This is a genomic window from Fimbriimonas sp. LA-C6 (genome assembly GCF_055398105.1).
The window spans coordinates 1,436,707-1,453,083 of sequence record NZ_AP038796.1 but is presented as its reverse complement, the minus strand read 5'-3'; the positions used below and the strand labels follow the sequence as shown (position 1 = coordinate 1,453,083).

Here is a 16,377-nt window from a genome sequence, read left to right as displayed (position 1 = left end):
GGGGCTTACTTACTAACGAGGTCTTCGTAACCGGCGATGTCGTAGATGCGAATCATCGGTGGCTCGGCAAGCATGTCGGGAATGGTCTGGCTGTACTCGACGAAATGAGGTTGCTGGAAATGCGCCTCAAGAGCCTCTCTGCTTGCCCACTCCTCCACGAAAACGAAGAAGTTGTGGTCGGTCGGGCTCTCGTAAAAGTCGTACTGATTGCATCCCTCTTCCTGCTGAGAAGGAGTCCGAATCTTTGCAAACGCAGCTAAGGCATCTTCACGCCGGGAATCTTTGATGCGAGCGTATGCTACCAGAGTGACCATGGGCCGAATTATACAGTAGGCATCCTGGTAAACATGCTCAGGTACGGCTATTGCCTCGAAATCAACATGGTTACATCGAAGGTCTGTAGGTCATCTCTAGATGCAGACTTTGCTGACCTACCACCACAAAACCAAGTTTCGTGTAGAGCCGAAGGGCAGGGTTGTTCGGATCTACGCTCAGGTGGATGGGTTTGCCATATGAGATCAAGTCACGGAGAACCCTCGTGCCGACACCCTTGTTCTGATACTCCGGCAGAATCACTATGTTGACCAACTGGATCTCCTCGTCTCCATGGGTGAGAACGGTTCCAACGGGGGTTCCTTCTACTAAGATGAGGCGAGAGTTTGCATGAGGGTAAGTCGCTGCATACTGCTGAGTCTGTGCCCGGTACTGCATATCGAGCAGTGATTCCAGCTGTTCCGGGGCGAGTGGCAGCGCTGAGAATTGGAGCGCCTTCTCTCTCATAAATAGACCTCGGAGGAACGGTTCGTCCTCCGAAGTTGCCGGCTGATAACTGAGGTGAGTCAACTCGTTCATGATATTGTTCGGACTTTGATCATCATGTACGAATCGCACATCGACTTGCCCGCATGGACGTGACACCGGTGATGAAGTGAACTGTCTTGCTTGGTTGGCTGTTTTCCGGTAAGTCTATGCGGCGGCGTTGTTTTCGGGTACCCAGTCACAGATCATTCTAAAGAGCAGCTCTTGCTTCAGCGGCTTCGTCAGATAGTCGCTCATTCCTGCTTCAATACAGACCTCTCGGTCGCCTTGCATCGCGCTCGCTGTGAGGGCAATGATGGGTGTTTGGACGCCCAGTTTGCGTATGGCGCGTGTTGCTTCATAGCCGTCCATTACGGGCATTTGGCAGTCCATAAGTATCAAATCAAAAGGTTGTTGCGAGACGAATTGGAGCGCTTCCTCTCCATTATTTGCGATGGTGATGTGGCAGCCCTGCTGACTGAGGAATCGAGTGACGACTTTTTGGTTGACCAGGTTGTCCTCAGTGAGAAGCACTCGGATTCCGCTGGGTAAGGAAGGTCCAGAGACTAACGTTGGGGGAGGGGAACTCTCGCGATCTGTTTCTTGACTACAGACCTGAAGCCGTAACCGCGTGTGGAAAGTAGAGCCCTTCCCAACTTCACTTTCAAACCAAATGTCGCCATTCAGCATCTCTGCAAGCTGTTTGCAAATGGCAAGCCCAAGGCCCGTCCCTCCGAAACGTCGCGTGGTAGAGGAATCTGCTTGGGTGAAGCTTGAGAACAATGTGGCACGTGATTCGAGGGGAATGCCGATGCCTGTATCTGCAACGTTGATCTGAACTTCCACTGCTTCGGCATCCGAGTTGAGGATCTCCAGACTCATATTCACCTCTCCAGATTCCGTGAATTTGATCGCATTGGACAGTAAGTTCAATACGATCTGCTTCAATCGTGTGGGATCGGACAATACAGTCGGGACAGATGCTGGGAACGTGCAGTGGATTGGCAGTCCTTTCTCCTGTGCTTTCGTCGTGACCAGATTTACCGCTTCGGTCATGAGCGTCGCCAGGTTTACGGGCATGCGCTCCAGCTCCATCTTATTGGCTACGATCTTGGAGTAGTCCAACACCTCATTGACAATGCTCAACAGGTGCTCCGCGCAGAGGCGAATGGATGACACGCAGTCTTCTTGATCGTCTGTGAGCCTAGTCTTGAGCAGGACCTCCGACATGCCCATGACGCCATTGATAGGCGTTCGGACTTCGTGACTGATGTTCGCCAGGAATTCGGACTTGGCCTTGTTGGCGGCCTCGGCTGCTGCGGCAAGTTTTTCAGCTGCAATGAGGGACTCTTGAAGCTGCTGATTCACGGCGCTGAGCTCTTGTTCTGATTTTTGAGAAAGCTCCTCACGTGCTAAGGCAACATCCCTCATTGCCAGATGGTGTCTTGATCGCTCAAGGAGCCCGATCATGGCGAGGAACCCAATGGTCAGGCCGATCACAATCCCACTCCAGAGAGTGCGCTCCTTCTGGGCTGCCTCCACTTCGGGACTTCCGTAGAACTCTTGATTATCTCGGCTTGCCCAGTAGAACCAGGGGGCAGAAGCATCATGGGTGGTGACTGGGATGGCTTCGGAGTAGAGAAGTGCTGGATTAGGAATACCCTGTCGCGCTGCTGCTAGGTCGTCCGCTCTGAGCTTGCTGTCTTTCTGTGTGACCACGTAGTTGTTCTTAGGACAACTGAGCGCCGCCCGATGGTGTCCTAGCGCTTCTGCCAACTCTAAGGAAAGGATGACGGCCGAGACTCCTCCCTTGAAACTGCCATCGAGAGCGTAAAACGGAACCGTGATTACGACGCCCCACCGATCCTTTTCGTTAGGTTGTGATGGTGAGTAGTGTGTGTTATCGCAGGTCCGTAACTCGGGGCTGACAACACTGGGGTACTCGAGGCCGTGGATGTAGGCCTCAGTGGGAGCGATCTTGGCGAACCACTTCATGTGGTCACTCATCGCCCGAAACTCGTAGATCTCTGTCTCAGGTTCTTGGATGGCACCTTCGACCGCACTGTCTTTGGTTCTGCCCGTGATCAGTTCGTCAAATGTTGTGATCGGCTCTTGAAGCTTTCCTGTAACAGGGTCTATCTTGTCGGGTTCGAGCGATTTGGGGACGATGTAGACCTCAGACACATTGACCGTTGTTCTGAGGTTGTTGAACACTTCTTGGGTGGTCAGGCGAGCATTGGCGTCGAACCTTTTTCCGTAACGATCAATCGCCCGAACGGCTGGTAGCCGGGCCATGATTCGCAGGTTACGATAGATGCGGCCTGTTATGCCTTCAACATCTCTGACCTGCGCAGTCGAATCGATATGCGCTGCTAATCTGAAATTCTTGAGGGCCACTTTCATGGTGGCAGCGTGGCGCTTCTGGATTGCCACGAGCCCGATAATGCCCACGCTGAAAATGAGAGCACAAATGAGCACAATAACGGGGCGTACCGTTTTTCTATACACACTCATCTGATCCCCTCACTAATAAATCCTTGGCAGATCAGTCTCTAAACGTAGGGTTAGGTAGCAACTGGGGCGAGGTAAATGAATGGTCCCTCAAATATATCACTCCTCATTTACGCGATTTAGTGAAACGTTCTCTTAAAAGCTTGCGAAGAGATTAACGAAAAATCATTGTCAGATCTTCATTTCTGTTGTAACATTTGACCCAAGATTTGATTTATGGGTAAATCAAATCGTCTGTGCAACGATGCCAGTTACCATACGCGATGTAGCCGAAGCGGCAGGGGTGTCCGCAATGTCTGTCTCAAAAGTCCTTCATGGAAAAGGGCAGAATGTTCGCGTGAGCGAAGCCAAGGCGCAACTGATTCACAAGGTTGCGGCCGAGTTGGATTACCGCCCGAATACAGTCGCACGGCATCTAAGAGCACGACGCACTCATACGATTGGTTTGCTGTTCGAGGCTCATCCTTCTATCACCCGATATCAGTACTACGGGTATCTGATTGACGGGGTCGTGGGTTCCGCATTTGACCAGGGGTACACCGTCGCACTCTGTCCCACGCTTGTCGCAAGCGAAAAATCCGATCCCCTATCGGATGGGAGATTCGATGGTTTCATTTGGTTCCAACTAGCGGAGAACGCAGAGCGTCAAGAGTCGGTCCGCCGAACTCATGTTCCTGTGATCGTAATTCACGGAGGGAAAGCCTCTCACATGTCGCACATATCCTGCGACAATGTCCAAGGTGTGGAGATCGCATTAAAGCATCTTTGGCAGCTGGGACATAGACGAATCGCTTTTGTAGTTGACGACGACTGCGAAACCAATATGGAACTGATCGCTCGCAAGCGCGCTTTTCTCAATTGGATGCACATCAATGAAGTGCCGCTCACTGAGAGCAGCATATTACATTGGACGACCGATGCCGTTGAAGCCGCTTCTTGGTGGGCCACGCGGCCCCAGGAGACGGCGCTTCTGTTCTGGAGCGACGCACTCGCGGGAAAGTTTCTGAGAATGGCACCCGAATTGGGGATCTCGGTTCCCAATCGCCTCTCCGTTGTCGGCTTCGACTCCACCATCGAATGCGAGGTAACTCGACCACGGCTCACATCCGTGCGACAGCCGCTCGCCGAGATGGCGTCACAAGCGACACAACTTCTTATTCAGTCAATCGAAGCACCGGATTCTCCGGTGCGACATATCATTCATCGCTGTACTCTCGACGTCCGGGAATCTACAGCGCGAGCACTCAAAGTCGAGGAATATCATGAGACGAGCATTTACACTTATTGAATTACTTGTTGTTATAGCGATCATCGCTATACTAGCCGCGATCCTCTTTCCTGTTTTCGCACAAGCTAAACTAGCTGCAAAGAAAACGGCTGACCTATCGAATACTAAGAACCATTCCACGGGAGTCACTATGTATGCAGGTGACTTCGATGATACGTTCCCAAGAATGGTGTACAAAACCGTGGGAGCTGCCGTCTATGGATGGAATACCCCAACCACTTGGCGAGAGGCGATCATGCCTTACGTTAAGAACGGTCAAAAGGTGTACACCGACGGCACCAACAGCGTAAAACTCGCAGATGGTGGCATCTTCGACTCACCTGCTAAGCCAGGTGTGCGAGGCTCCTACGCAGGCAACGCAAACCTCATGCCAGGCAACTGCATGTGGGACAACGCTGCCAGCGTCACCAAGTGTGATCAAAACGATGATGGAACACCGATCCCAGGGAACTCCCCCTTCCCGTCCGTCAGCATGACGGCAGTCGACGCCCCTGCCAATGTCTCCATGACATGGACCATCGGTATCAACCCGAGCTGGGGTGCTTCTGGAGACGCTCCAGATGCGTCGTGGTGGTGGTGGGGCGGAGCCCAGTGGCCACCCGTGTTCGATGGTGCGAAATCGGGTGCCAAATTCGATGCGGATACGACCGATTGGCCAACGTGGGCGATGCCTCGCTATCGCTACACAGAGGGTCTCAACAGCGCCTTCGCAGACTCACACGCTCGCTATGTGAAGAAGGGTGCGTTCAACTGGTGTAAGTACGTTTACATCAAGGGCCACACCACCAACTTCAACGACAACTGGGACTGGCTGTTCGATCCAGGTCAGTTCTGCGCAGCCTACGCACGATGAAACACACATACTTGTTAGCCGGCTTGATGCTTCTTCCCCTTTGCGGATGCTCTGGGGATGATGCAGGCAATGTGGACGCCGCAAAGGCTGCTGTAAAAGCAGCCCCCAAGACGTCCGCAGATCTTCCCAAAGACATGCCTCCAGAGGCTCGTGCCGCTGCAGAATCCGCTATGAATCGCGGAAAAGCGCAGCAGGAATACATGGATAAGCAGGCAGAGGCCATGAAAAAGGCGAGGGCCGCCGGCGGCAGCTAGATTGCATGAGAGACAGGGATCTCGCTCGCGAGGTCCCTGTTTTGTGTTGTTAATACATGATGAAAAATCGAAACTTATTTCTCGTTTCTAGTTTGCTGTTTGCAGTAACGTTCGGGTGCAAGAACTCGACCGAAGAAGTGATCGACACCTCGTCGAAGCCATCCGTTGCCTTCGACGGTAAGCCCGATGAGAAGCTTGCTGCGAAATGGAAAACTCAGGACGGTGCCACTACCTACACACTTAATGCTGATGGCAACTACCAGCTGGAAGGCACAGTCTCTACTCCCGGTGGCAAGATGGTGAACAAGTCCTCCGGCCAATGGAGCGTTAAAGACGACCAGGTCCTAATCAAAGGTCCGGCCGGCACGGTCGTGCCGTACAAGTACGAGTTGGAAGGGAAGAAGCTGACCTTAACCTCAACCGGCAAACTCCAGAGCAAGACCGTTCTGCTTAAGCAGTAAGTCCTGCGTGCTAGGAATATGCAAGCCAAGTTGGTAACTTTGTTGGGCTATGCCATTCCGCAGAGAACCCCGCAATGCAGGAGGTTACGTCCTAAGCAAAGGACGATTTAAAGCTCGCATCCAACTTGGTCTAAACTCTACATTCCCGGTCACCATCGCCTACTACAAATACTTGGGCGAAAAACCGTCTTTCAGGATTACGCCCATAGACCATATGCTTGTTCAATATAGCGGCCGAACAAGTGCTCCGAACCTGGCAGAAGGGAAACTCGTTGCAAGAGCAGTCCTGGAAGAGCTAGATAGCCGCACACTTGAACCCGATTTAGTGCCGATTGAACCTCAAGTCAAACCAATCGTTATAAAAGACATTGAGCACCCCGACAAAATGCTCCAGGCTAGGATCGTGCAATGGCCAGATCGATACGAGATTTTTCTACTGGCCTATGTGCCCAATGGTTACCTGATCCCAGTATCGACCCCGTCGTTTTCAACTGACTTAAACTACGAGTGGGGTCGTTTCTTTTTTGATGAACAGCTTATCGCCGACACATTGGAAGAAGCGGAACAGGCCGCGCTTGCTGAGATGGATGAACTCAGTAGCACGGATTCAAACATCCAGAGCCGATCCAAATGATAAGCGAATGTTAAGGAATGGCGTTTCCCATTCTCACTTGAATTGTTAAGAAGTGGGGCATGGGATACTTTTCCTTACACCCTTATGATTCTCCTTTCCGCGCTTGCCCTGGTCGCTGGGCCGACCTTTCGCTCCCTCAACCCTAAGACTCTCCCACCATCCACCACGAAGTTCGATTTCGTAGTGGTAGGTGACAACCGACCCGTCGGTGCTGGCATGCCAGCCACCGCCGTGTTCAAGGGGCTTCTTAAAGATATCGCCTGGGTAAATCCCGCATTTGTGATCTCCTCAGGAGACTTGGTGTATGGGAACGAAGAGTCGTTGGCCCAGTACAAAGACGAGTGTAAAGAGATCAAGGGGCTCCTGAACCAGCTCCCATGCCCCTTCTTCAACGCCCCTGGCAACCACGAAATCAACGGCCGTCCTGAGTTCTACAACGAATACGTCAAGCAGTTCGGCGCGACCTACGGCGAGTTCAAGTTCGGAGGCTGGCAGTTCCTGGGAGTGAGCACCGAGGAGATCGGTTACACACCTGGCTTCAGCCCTCAGGAGATGACTTGGCTCAAATCCGAACTCGCCAAGCCAGGCAATAAAATCACCTTCCAGCACCACCCTGTGTACGGTCGAAAAGACAATGCCGAGGAAGGCGCCATCGTCAAAGGTGCAGAGGCTGTTGCGGCCATGTATAAAGAGGGCGGAGTTAAGTTCGCGTTCGAAGGACACGACCACGTCTACAACCACCAGAGTCACGATGGCGTGGAGTACTACATCTCGGGTGGCGGCGGCGCTCCTATGGATGCATCACCCGAGGAGGGCGGCTTCTTCCACTTCGTGATCGTGCACGTAGACGGCGACAAAGTGACCACCGACACGATCGTAGCAGGTGCGCTGCAGGTCGAACAGACTCCCGACCAGGTCACTTTCGGAAACTACGCAGGCTCCGACATCCACATTCGAAACCTCCAGGTGGTGCTGAAGGCGAAGCCCACCTCGGTCAGCGCCAGCTCCTTCAGAAAGAAGAAGACCAAAGAGGTCGAGATCAAGATGGTCGGATTGAAGAAGGTCGCGGGTGGCTACTCCGTGCAGCTCGACTTTGAGGCTGCAAAACACCGCGCGACGGTCATCAAGTTCAAGTACTGAGCATCAGGACAGGGGCAGAATTCTGGCCCCTGTCTCTATTTCAAACCAGTGGTTGAAATCCCCTCAATAAACAGCCGCTGAGCAAAGAAGAACACGAGGATGATGGGAAGGATGACGACCACTGAGGCGGCCATCAGCAGGTTCCACGGCGTCCCCGTATGCTGGCTCTGGAACGCCTGCAAGCCGAGCGACAGGGTGAAAGTCTTCTGATCCACCAGATAGATCAGCGGCCCCATAAAGTCGTTCCAAGATCCCATAAACGTGAACAGCGCAACCACGGCCAAGACCGGCTTAGAAAGTGGAAGCACCACGTCCGTGAAGATGCGCACTTCGCTGCAACCGTCAATGCGAGCCGCTTCACTGAGCTCGTTGGGAATGGTGCGGAAGAACTGGCGGCATAGGAAGATGGAGAACGCGCTTCCAAAGAAAGCCGGCACCCACAGAGGCCGGAACGTGCCCACCCACCCGAGGTTCTTGAACAGCGTGAACAAGGGCACCATCAGAACAGGGAACGGAATCATCATGGTCGCCAGCGTGAGGCTGAAAAAAAGGTCCCTTCCGGGCCACTTCAACTTAGAGAATGAGTAGCCAACGACCGAGTTGGAGAACACAGACCCGATCACGCAAAGCACTGTGACTGACAACGTGTTCCGCGCATAGACCAAGAACGGGATATACCCTAGCTCCTTGCTGTTGTGCGAAATCGCATCCCAAAAGTTGTTCCACTGGGGAGATTTCGGAATCCACTGAGGCGGGTTCACCGAGGTCTCTTGGATCGGCTTGATCGCTGTGGAGAGCATCCACAAGAACGGAAGCACAAACACGATCGAAAGGGTCACCAAGACGATATGGGTAAAAGCGGTTCGAAGCACCTTGTTGTCTTTCATGGCTAGCCTCCTTCGTAGTGGACATGTCTGTCCGAGAGTTTCAGAGCAAGGCCGGTAAGAGCCAAGGTGATGACGAACATAATCCAGCTCATTGCGCTGGCATATCCCATGCGTTGGTATAGGAAGGCGTTGTCGTACAGGTACATCGCCACCAGATAAGTGGACCGTGCCGGCTGCCCACCTGGGAACATCACGTAGGGAAGTCCGAAGGTCTGAAGCGAGCCAATCATGCCCATGATCACGTTGAACAGAATCACCGGCGAGATCATGGGGATCGTCACGTGGCGTAACTTGCCAAGGTTCTTCGCACCATCCAACTCGGCGGCTTCATACAAAGAAACAGGAACATCCTGCAGCCCCGCCAGATAGATGACCACCGCGTTCCCGCAGCCCCACATGGCGATCACCACCATTGTCCACTTGGCCCAAAGCGGATCGCCTAGCCAGTTGGGTGGAGACGCAATACCCATACTCCTCAACCCGGAGTTGAGAAGCCCGTACTCACTGTTGAACACCCACAGCCAAAGCACGCCGAGGGCCACCATCGGCACCAGCGACGGTAGGTAGAACAGCGTCCGATACAGAGCCATCCCTTTGACCTTGGTGTTCAAAAGAAACGCCAAACTGATGGCCATGACTGTACTGAGTGGCACGGAACCGACGAGGAAAACCAGCGAGTTCCCGAGAGCTTTCCGGAAAACCTGATCGTGATACAGCTCGATATAGTTGTCAAACCCCACCATCCGGGGGCTTCTCAGCACCGAGAAATCCGTGAAGCTGTAGTAGAACGAGGCAAACACGGGATAGGCCAGGAAGCACAAGAATCCAAGGATCCAGGGCAGCGCAAACAGCACGCCAAACTTAAGATTGCGTTGCTTCATGGTTGAGCCAAGACCTGCTTCTGATATTTGGCCCAAGTAGAGAGCATCCGAGACTGAGCCTCGTCGAGCGCTTCCTGAGGAGTCTTCTGACCCAGATTGACCACCTGCGTGGCGTTGTCCATCTCTTTCGAGATCTGAGCGGCAATGCCTAGCTTCAACGAGCTTACGGCATTGGGTGATCGGGCCACTTTGTCGAAAAGCCAAACATACTTGTTCGGGTGAGTCGTGAAGAAGTCTGGGCTGTGACGCGAAAGCGGGGTGTTGCAGCGTTGAAGCCTGCACAACTTCTCCATCTGCTCCTGCTTCTGCACAAACCGAATGAACTCGAAAGCCTCTTTCGGATGCTTCGCCCCCTTGGGAATCATGAGAGCGTTCAAAGCAAGCACAGTAGTTCCGGCCTTGTTTGGGAGGTCAGCTGGAGGAGGCATAGGCGCCGCGTACCAATCGATCTTGGGGTTGTAAAGCCGGATGAAGTTGCTCATCCAAGGTCCCTCCGAGTATATGGCGACCTTGCTGCTCATAAAGGGGTGCAGTGGGGAAGCGATGTCTCCAAATCCGCTCTGAAACGCCTGCATCTCGCGGTTTCCAAACTTCTTTCCGTAGCTCGCCACCCAGGTGTAGGCGCGTACATTCTCAGGTGAGTTCAGCGCTAGCTGACCGTCCTTAAGATATCCGCCGCCAAACAAGAAGATCCAACTGCTCCCTCCGAAGCCTTGCGAGGGGAGAAACCCAGCGAGTGCAACACGCCCATCCGCAGTCTTCTTCGAGATCTTGTCGACCAAGGCATCCATCTCTTCCAGCGTCTTAGGGAAGTTCTTCTCGTCCTTGTATTCCGGCGGCATCAGGTCGCGGTTGATGTGAAGCACACTCGAACCAGGAGTGCTAGGAAGGGCATACAGGCGATCTTTGTAAGTCAGCATGTCCCAGTAGCCAGGAATGTAATCCGACTGCCGAACGCCGTTCTCTTTTGCCAACTCGGTAAGGTCCGTCAGCGCATTCGCATCGGCGAACTGCACCACCTGTCCCGCCCACATTCCCGACACATCGGGAGGGGTTCCTCCAGATGTCGCGAGCAGGGTCTTATCTGCGATGTTGGAGATGCTCAGGTACTTTACGCGAATGCGATCTTGGGATGCGTTGAAGGCATTGACAATGGATTGCATGGCAGCTCCCTCGTCGCCATTCCACTTCTCCCAATAGGTGACCGTGATGCGTTTGTCACCCTCGTCTCTCGATACGGACCGCTCGCTACTCACGAAAGCCAGCCCCGCAGCACCGAGCACTCCGCCCGTAATCAAGGCTTTGCGCCAGCTCAACATCTTTGTTCTCTTTGCATGTGCTTGCTCATTCTAAGGCCCAAGTGAGCAAATTGGGATGGGAGATTTGTGTTCTCTTACCGGAGATGGATCAAATGAATTGTCCCTGGTAAATATCCGAAGAACGGACATCAAGAATGGGAGAGGGAGGCAATGTTGCCTCCCTTCAGGTTGTTACTTCGGAGCTCCTGGAGGCTTGCTGCTGCTGCCTGGTCCGGGAGGAGTCGCCGACACTCCTGATGGAGGTGCGGGAGGGGCTGGCTCTTTGGGGATGTTGTAGCCGGCCGGCGCAAAAATCTTGGTGCCCGGAGGTGCCTTCGGGTCGTAGTCTGGAGGCAGCGGACTGCCGCCGCCGCTCTTCATAAAGATCACAACTGCAATAGCAATCGCGACACATGCCGATGCGATGATGGCCCAAAGGGGGACTTTGTTCTTCATTCCTGAGTTACTCATGGTAGTGCTCCATCCTCAAGCCGAGGCAAAAGGATGGAGCAGGTAGGGCCAATTACTGGCGCTTGTCCCACATGCCGTATGGCCAGCAGTAGGAGGTCTTCGAGTCTGTGTTCTGAGCATCGGCCAAGGTGGTTGGCTGGTTGCCCTGTGGCTTTCGAGTCGCGTCCACATTGTTCTGAGGATTGTTCGCATCCCAAGTGGCTGTCTTCATCGCCTTAGCGTGTCCGTCGCAGAACACATAGTTCGGGACGTTGTTGATGTAAGGCAGAGTCTGGAAGCGGAACTCATCGTTCAAGAACGAATTCTCCTTGCCCCAGCCATTCTTGTTTCCGGAATAGTCGTTAAACCGTGGCGAAAGAAGGATGGTGGTCGCAGGCTGAGAAACCGATGTGGTCGGTGAGTTTGTAGGAAGCATCGACATCATGTGATCCCAGTCCCAGCTCACGCATCCGCCTGGCCAGCCCCACCAGAAGAGTGTCATTGCATAGCTGACCGGCTTCTCAGTTGGGATCCAAGTTGGGTCCTTTCGGAATGGGAATGGGTTGAGTGGATCCTTATAGATGTCCGTATTCTTTACATATGGGTCCAAAACGGAGACCCAAGAGATACCCACGCCGTAGTCGGTGGAGTTGACTCTCTCGGTAGTATCGCCCAGCCACAAGTAAGGGTAGGTGTCTTCGGAGTCTCCTGCGTACATGATCTGGCTGAGGCCAAGCTGCTTCACGTTGCTAAGAGAAGCGGTCTTCTTCGCTGCTGTTTTAGCCTGTGCAAACACGGGGAACAAGATAGCGGCAAGAATCGCAATGATGGCAATTACAACGAGCAGTTCAATAAGGGTGAATGCTCGATCAGTTCGAGTGCTTTTGTTTGAATACTTCATCGTTTTCTCCGGAAGTTCATTCTTCTGGTGCGGGACCAAGCGTGGTCCCTGGGTCGAATGTCACGGGAAGAACCAATTGCTTGGTTTCCTCTTCGTGACCATTAATGTAAGAGTTCAATAGGGCCACTGCCTGGTCGGCAAGAGCCTGTAGATTGATGTGGACCGAAGCAGCGACATGACTCGTTGCTGCGGGCCAATGTAGACCGTCATAGCCGACGATCGACAATTCTTGAGGCACGCTTACGCCTAACTCATGGCAGGCTTCAAGCATGCGATAAGCCAACCAGTCACGCCAGCAAAAGATCGCTGTCGGTGGCTTGTCTTGGCTCAAAATCTTTCGGAGTGTTTCCACTCGCGTGCTGTCCGTCACAAAGACCTGATCCGTCGGAAGATCAACTCCAAGCTCGGAAAGTGCGGTGCGAAGATAGAGAGTTCTCTCTTCCGCATCGCGAACGTCGTCGCCGCGCTCTTGGATGACCGCAATGCGCTTATGTCCTTGGCTCACAAGTGCCTGAGCTACCTGTTGCATGCCCGATCGAACATCGTCCTTCACAGAAGAAAGCTGTCCAACAGAGTCTGTAGCGCCGACTAGCACCACAGGCAGTCGCGACTTTCGCAACCAGGGAAGAAGCGGATCACTCTCGCGTGGAGCAAAGAGCAAAAGCCCATCTGCCCGGCCACCGTTGAGGAATCGATACATCTCCTCAGCCGACTTCGAGAAGTCGCAGTGGACCAAAACGTCGTAACTAATCGCCCCGCAAGAGTTCTCGATGGCCGTGGAAAGACGGTCCATGTAGATGTCATCCAGCAAGCGATGGCGGAACGCGTTGTAGAAAGAGATGACCTGCGTCTTGCCATCCTGGATGGATTTGACGAGCAGGTTAGGGGAGTAATCAAACTCCTTGGCGACTTCACGAACTCTTCGATCCGTCTCCTCAGAAATGCGAAGTTGACGAGTCATCCCACGAAGCACCAGTGATGCCGTGCTCGGAGAAACTCCTGCTTTCTTAGCAACCTCCGCGAGTGTTACGCGGCCTCGTTTTTTTGTCGTGGATGCTTGCATGCGTCGTTGCCCAAGCTATAAAGCTGTTCGCTCAAATACTTTAGCAAATTATATGCCAAGTTTGCAGAAATATTTATTCAATTTGAAAACCTGTCTGTATAACTGAGACTGAATGATTATTTTAGTATCTAAAATAACCGATTTTTGGGGTGAAAGCTAGGTGAAGGCTCAGATTTCAGCGAGTCAACGTACCGATTACTGTGCTCAATCGTTGGTATCACAGAGGGCGCAGCGACTGGATCTTGCTCTGACTGAACAATTTTGAGATAGGGAGATAGGGGCTGCACGTCGGTCGCGGACAGTCAGCATGAGCTGTATGCGGACCATTTGGGTTTGCTGATGTCAACGGCTCGGGCGTAAAAACGTCCGACTGGACATGCATTAACGGCTGGCCAGAACTTATCTCGATGAGAAGGACTTCTAAACCAACTCCATTTTTAGCTGAATAATAAGGAGGCGGCTGTAATCGAAAATCTAGTTGTCAAGAGCAGGGTGAGGGATTCAAAATCCCTCACCGATTCCACTAGCTCTTCGTAAACTTCAATGGCCCAATGTTGCCGACACTGTTCGTCTCACCATTGGTGTCCATCCTGATCTTCAAGACATGCTTGCCGACTGGCAACTGAATCCTCTTCTTCTGGATAGGCTTCCAGTTGGACCAGCCACCGGTGTTCGGCATGTGGATCGGTCCAGTCACGTCCTTGCCATCCAGTTCAAAGTGAAGTGTCCCGCCGTTACCCTCGCTTGCTTCCATCAATTCAAGATCATAAGATCCCGCTTCCGTAACATCCACGGCGTACGCAAGCCACTCGCCCGCCTTGGTCCAGCCCACCGAATACTTGAAGCCCGAAGTATTGGATGCTCCGATATCGACTCCCTCGGTCGGACGGTAAGCCCCACCTTGGTTCTGCGGGTCAACATCGTGATACCCAACGCCCTCTCCGCCTTCCATAAAGTCGACCGACTGAACAGTCCCTGGCAGCGAAACGGTCTTCGCTCCCTTAAACTCGCGGTTCTTGACCATCCGTTCAGCGGTGTTCTTCTTGATGAGCGCCTCATCAATCTTCAGATTCTCATCCCGATAAACCCGAACATAGGCGATCTCAAACTTCTGTGGGAAGGTTGTCGTGTCATCCGGGTAGCCAGGCCAGCCACCACCCACGGCGAGGTTCAAAATGACATAGAAAGGATGATTAAACACCCATTCAGACACGCCGATCTCATTTGGTGTGACCGTGTGGTAGAGCTTCCCATCCACAAACCACTGGATCCGCTCCGGCTCCCAGTCGACGGAATAGACGTGGAACCCATCCCTGCTAGCAGGCAGGGACTTCAAGTCAAGTGTCGAAGACTTCCCGTTAGAAGCGGAATACCCCGGCCCGTGAAGCGTGCCATGCACCAGCGTCGGCTCATGCCCCAACTGCTCCATGATGTCGATCTCACCACAAGCGGGCCATCCTCTCGGCCCATCGCCCAGCATCCAAATTGCAGGCCAAATCCCTTTCCCAAAAGGCAGCTTCGCCTTGACCTCAAACCGACCATAAGCCTGTGAGAACTTCCCCTTAGTAAGCAGCCGGGCAGAGGTGTAAGAGGCCTTCCCACCCTCCATGCTCTTTTTTGCCTCAATGATGAGATTGCCTTTCCCGTCCAGATAGGCGTTCGAGGTCCCGTCCGTATACTCCTCAAGCTCGTTATTGCCCCATCCGCTCTTGCCCAGGTCCCGCCCCCACTTGGAGGTATCGGGCGCCTGACCCTTCGGTCCGCTAAACTCGTCGCTGAACGTGAGCACCCACTTGTGGGGTTCCTCGGTTTTCATGGACGCAGAGCAACTAAGGCTCAACAGGATAAGAACGGGTGTAAGCATGATCTTCTTAGGAAAGCGGTTTGCGTGGTGGCGCGGTAGAGCCGCGAACAACAAGTTCGCAGCGGAAGGTCTCATTCGTAATGGCGCAGTCGCCTTGAATTAAATCGTACAACTTTTGCGAAGCAGCTGCTGAAATTGCTTCAATCGGATGTCTCACCGTGGTCAGCCCAGGGCGAAGGAATCGTCCCGGCGGTGCATCGTCAAACCCGACAATGCTGATGTCTCCTGGCACCGACAACCCCCGCTCCGCTGCGGCGCGCATGGCACCAATCGCCATCTCGTCATTTGCGCAGAACACTGCCGTCGGAAGAGGTGCTTCCGCTAGGATTCGATGCATCGCCTCCGCACCCGCCTCTGCTTCAAGCTCCCCATCCTGAATCCAGTGATCCGGCAAATCCCCCGCTTCTTCAATGAATGTCTGTGTGCGAATCCGCGAGGCTGCCAAAGCAGGCTGCCCAGAAATGTGAGCAATCTGCCGATGCCCGAGATCCTGTAGATGCTGCATCGCAAGCTTCACGCCGCTCACGTTATCCACCCCAAAAGAGCAGACGGTAGGATCCGGCTCACTGTCTACCACCACAAAAGGAAAACGCTCTTGTTGCAACAACTGCACCAGCTGAGACCCCGAGCGAGGCGAAACCAGAATCGCCCCATCAATGCGGCCATCCAAGATCACATCCAAGATGGCGTTCGCGTCCGACGGGTCGGTGCGGGTGATCAGCAGCAAGTCGTAATGCACACTGCGGAATGTGTTGGCAGTTGAGTTCAGAATCAACTGAAGATGGGGTCCCAAAAGGATGTTCTCGTGAACCGCCGTAGGGATCAGCCCAACCGTATGAGTCCGCCCATCTTGCAGAGTCCGCGCAATCCGATTCGGTCGGTATCCCATGCGCTTAGCGGCATCAATCAAAACCCCACGCGTCTTCTCAGAGATATGAGAGCCCGAACTGCTGCCGTTCAAAACCACCGACGCCGTACAAATAGAAACCCCAACCTCACGAGCAACCTCCCGAAGAGTCACCCGTCGAACCGGCTCTCGAACTTGCGGCAGTGGCATAGATGTCTTTTACAATAAATAAACGTTTATTCCCAAC

17 protein-coding genes are annotated in these 16,377 nt (G+C 53.4%); 6 read left to right on the top strand and 11 right to left on the bottom strand.

From position 1 onward, the window contains the following. Window positions 1-5 precede the first annotated feature (5 nt). The 3 genes from ACZ51B_RS06845 to ACZ51B_RS06835 all read right to left on the bottom strand — a co-directional run bounded on the left by ACZ51B_RS06845 (window position 6) and on the right by ACZ51B_RS06835 (window position 3,231). Window positions 6-314 carry a putative quinol monooxygenase gene (locus tag ACZ51B_RS06845; RefSeq protein WP_464296489.1) on the bottom strand — a complete coding sequence of 103 codons (309 nt, stop codon included), beginning with the start codon at window positions 312-314 and terminating at the stop codon, window positions 6-8. A 70-nt stretch (window positions 315-384) separates the two neighbouring features. After that, window positions 385-852 carry a GNAT family N-acetyltransferase gene (locus ACZ51B_RS06840; protein WP_464296488.1) on the bottom strand — a complete coding sequence of 156 codons (468 nt, stop codon included), beginning with the start codon at window positions 850-852 and terminating at the stop codon, window positions 385-387. Between the two features lie 114 nt (window positions 853-966). Further along, complete coding sequence (locus tag ACZ51B_RS06835) at window positions 967-3,231, bottom strand: ATP-binding protein (RefSeq protein WP_464296487.1); 2,265 nt, start codon at window positions 3,229-3,231, stop codon at window positions 967-969. 322 nt (window positions 3,232-3,553) lie between these two features. Here ACZ51B_RS06835 and ACZ51B_RS06830 point away from each other — a divergent pair, with 322 nt between their 5' ends. The 6 genes from ACZ51B_RS06830 to ACZ51B_RS06805 all read left to right on the top strand — a co-directional run bounded on the left by ACZ51B_RS06830 (window position 3,554) and on the right by ACZ51B_RS06805 (window position 7,939). After that, a complete protein-coding gene (locus tag ACZ51B_RS06830; RefSeq protein ID WP_464296486.1) occupies window positions 3,554-4,597 on the top strand; it encodes a LacI family DNA-binding transcriptional regulator in 1,044 nt (347 codons plus the stop codon). Next, the gene (locus ACZ51B_RS06825) at window positions 4,572-5,450 is read left to right on the top strand and encodes a prepilin-type N-terminal cleavage/methylation domain-containing protein (protein ID WP_464296485.1); all 879 of its coding nucleotides are present in this window, start codon (window positions 4,572-4,574) and stop codon (window positions 5,448-5,450) included. The genes ACZ51B_RS06830 and ACZ51B_RS06825 overlap by 26 nt, the downstream gene beginning before the upstream one ends. After that, on the top strand, window positions 5,447-5,704 hold the full coding sequence (locus tag ACZ51B_RS06820) for a hypothetical protein (RefSeq protein WP_464296484.1): 258 nt from the start codon (window positions 5,447-5,449) through the stop codon (window positions 5,702-5,704). The genes ACZ51B_RS06825 and ACZ51B_RS06820 overlap by 4 nt, the downstream gene beginning before the upstream one ends. Window positions 5,705-5,760: 56 nt before the next feature. Continuing rightward, window positions 5,761-6,165: a hypothetical protein gene (locus ACZ51B_RS06815; protein WP_464296483.1), complete on the top strand. Its 405-nt coding sequence runs from the start codon at window positions 5,761-5,763 to the stop codon at window positions 6,163-6,165. A gap of 172 nt (window positions 6,166-6,337) precedes the next feature. Further along, the gene (locus tag ACZ51B_RS06810; protein WP_464296482.1) at window positions 6,338-6,799 is read left to right on the top strand and encodes a hypothetical protein; all 462 of its coding nucleotides are present in this window, start codon (window positions 6,338-6,340) and stop codon (window positions 6,797-6,799) included. Between the two features lie 84 nt (window positions 6,800-6,883). Beyond that, complete coding sequence (locus tag ACZ51B_RS06805; protein ID WP_464296481.1) at window positions 6,884-7,939, top strand: metallophosphoesterase family protein; 1,056 nt, start codon at window positions 6,884-6,886, stop codon at window positions 7,937-7,939. A gap of 35 nt (window positions 7,940-7,974) precedes the next feature. Here the strand turns inward: ACZ51B_RS06805 and ACZ51B_RS06800 are convergent, their stop codons facing one another. The 8 genes from ACZ51B_RS06800 to ACZ51B_RS06765 form a co-directional block, all read right to left on the bottom strand. Then, entirely contained in the window at window positions 7,975-8,826 is an 852-nt protein-coding gene (locus ACZ51B_RS06800) for a carbohydrate ABC transporter permease (RefSeq protein WP_464296480.1), read from the bottom strand. Between the two features lie 2 nt (window positions 8,827-8,828). Further along, window positions 8,829-9,707 (bottom strand): carbohydrate ABC transporter permease, encoded by an 879-nt coding sequence (locus tag ACZ51B_RS06795; RefSeq protein WP_464296479.1) that lies wholly within the window; start codon window positions 9,705-9,707, stop codon window positions 8,829-8,831. Then, the gene (locus ACZ51B_RS06790) at window positions 9,704-11,026 is read right to left on the bottom strand and encodes an ABC transporter substrate-binding protein (protein WP_464296478.1); all 1,323 of its coding nucleotides are present in this window, start codon (window positions 11,024-11,026) and stop codon (window positions 9,704-9,706) included. The genes ACZ51B_RS06795 and ACZ51B_RS06790 overlap by 4 nt, the downstream gene beginning before the upstream one ends. 171 nt (window positions 11,027-11,197) lie before the next feature. Further along, entirely contained in the window at window positions 11,198-11,476 is a 279-nt protein-coding gene (locus tag ACZ51B_RS06785) for a hypothetical protein (protein WP_464296477.1), read from the bottom strand. 52 nt (window positions 11,477-11,528) lie between these two features. Further along, window positions 11,529-12,356, bottom strand: coding sequence for a prepilin-type N-terminal cleavage/methylation domain-containing protein (locus ACZ51B_RS06780; RefSeq protein ID WP_464296476.1), 828 nt, complete (start codon window positions 12,354-12,356; stop codon window positions 11,529-11,531). 16 nt (window positions 12,357-12,372) lie between these two features. Then, complete coding sequence (locus ACZ51B_RS06775) at window positions 12,373-13,419, bottom strand: LacI family DNA-binding transcriptional regulator (protein ID WP_464296475.1); 1,047 nt, start codon at window positions 13,417-13,419, stop codon at window positions 12,373-12,375. 523 nt (window positions 13,420-13,942) lie between these two features. Continuing rightward, complete coding sequence (locus ACZ51B_RS06770) at window positions 13,943-15,235, bottom strand: family 16 glycosylhydrolase (protein WP_464296474.1); 1,293 nt, start codon at window positions 15,233-15,235, stop codon at window positions 13,943-13,945. A 55-nt stretch (window positions 15,236-15,290) separates the two neighbouring features. After that, on the bottom strand, window positions 15,291-16,340 hold the full coding sequence (locus tag ACZ51B_RS06765) for a LacI family DNA-binding transcriptional regulator (protein ID WP_464296473.1): 1,050 nt from the start codon (window positions 16,338-16,340) through the stop codon (window positions 15,291-15,293). Window positions 16,341-16,377 lie beyond the last annotated feature (37 nt).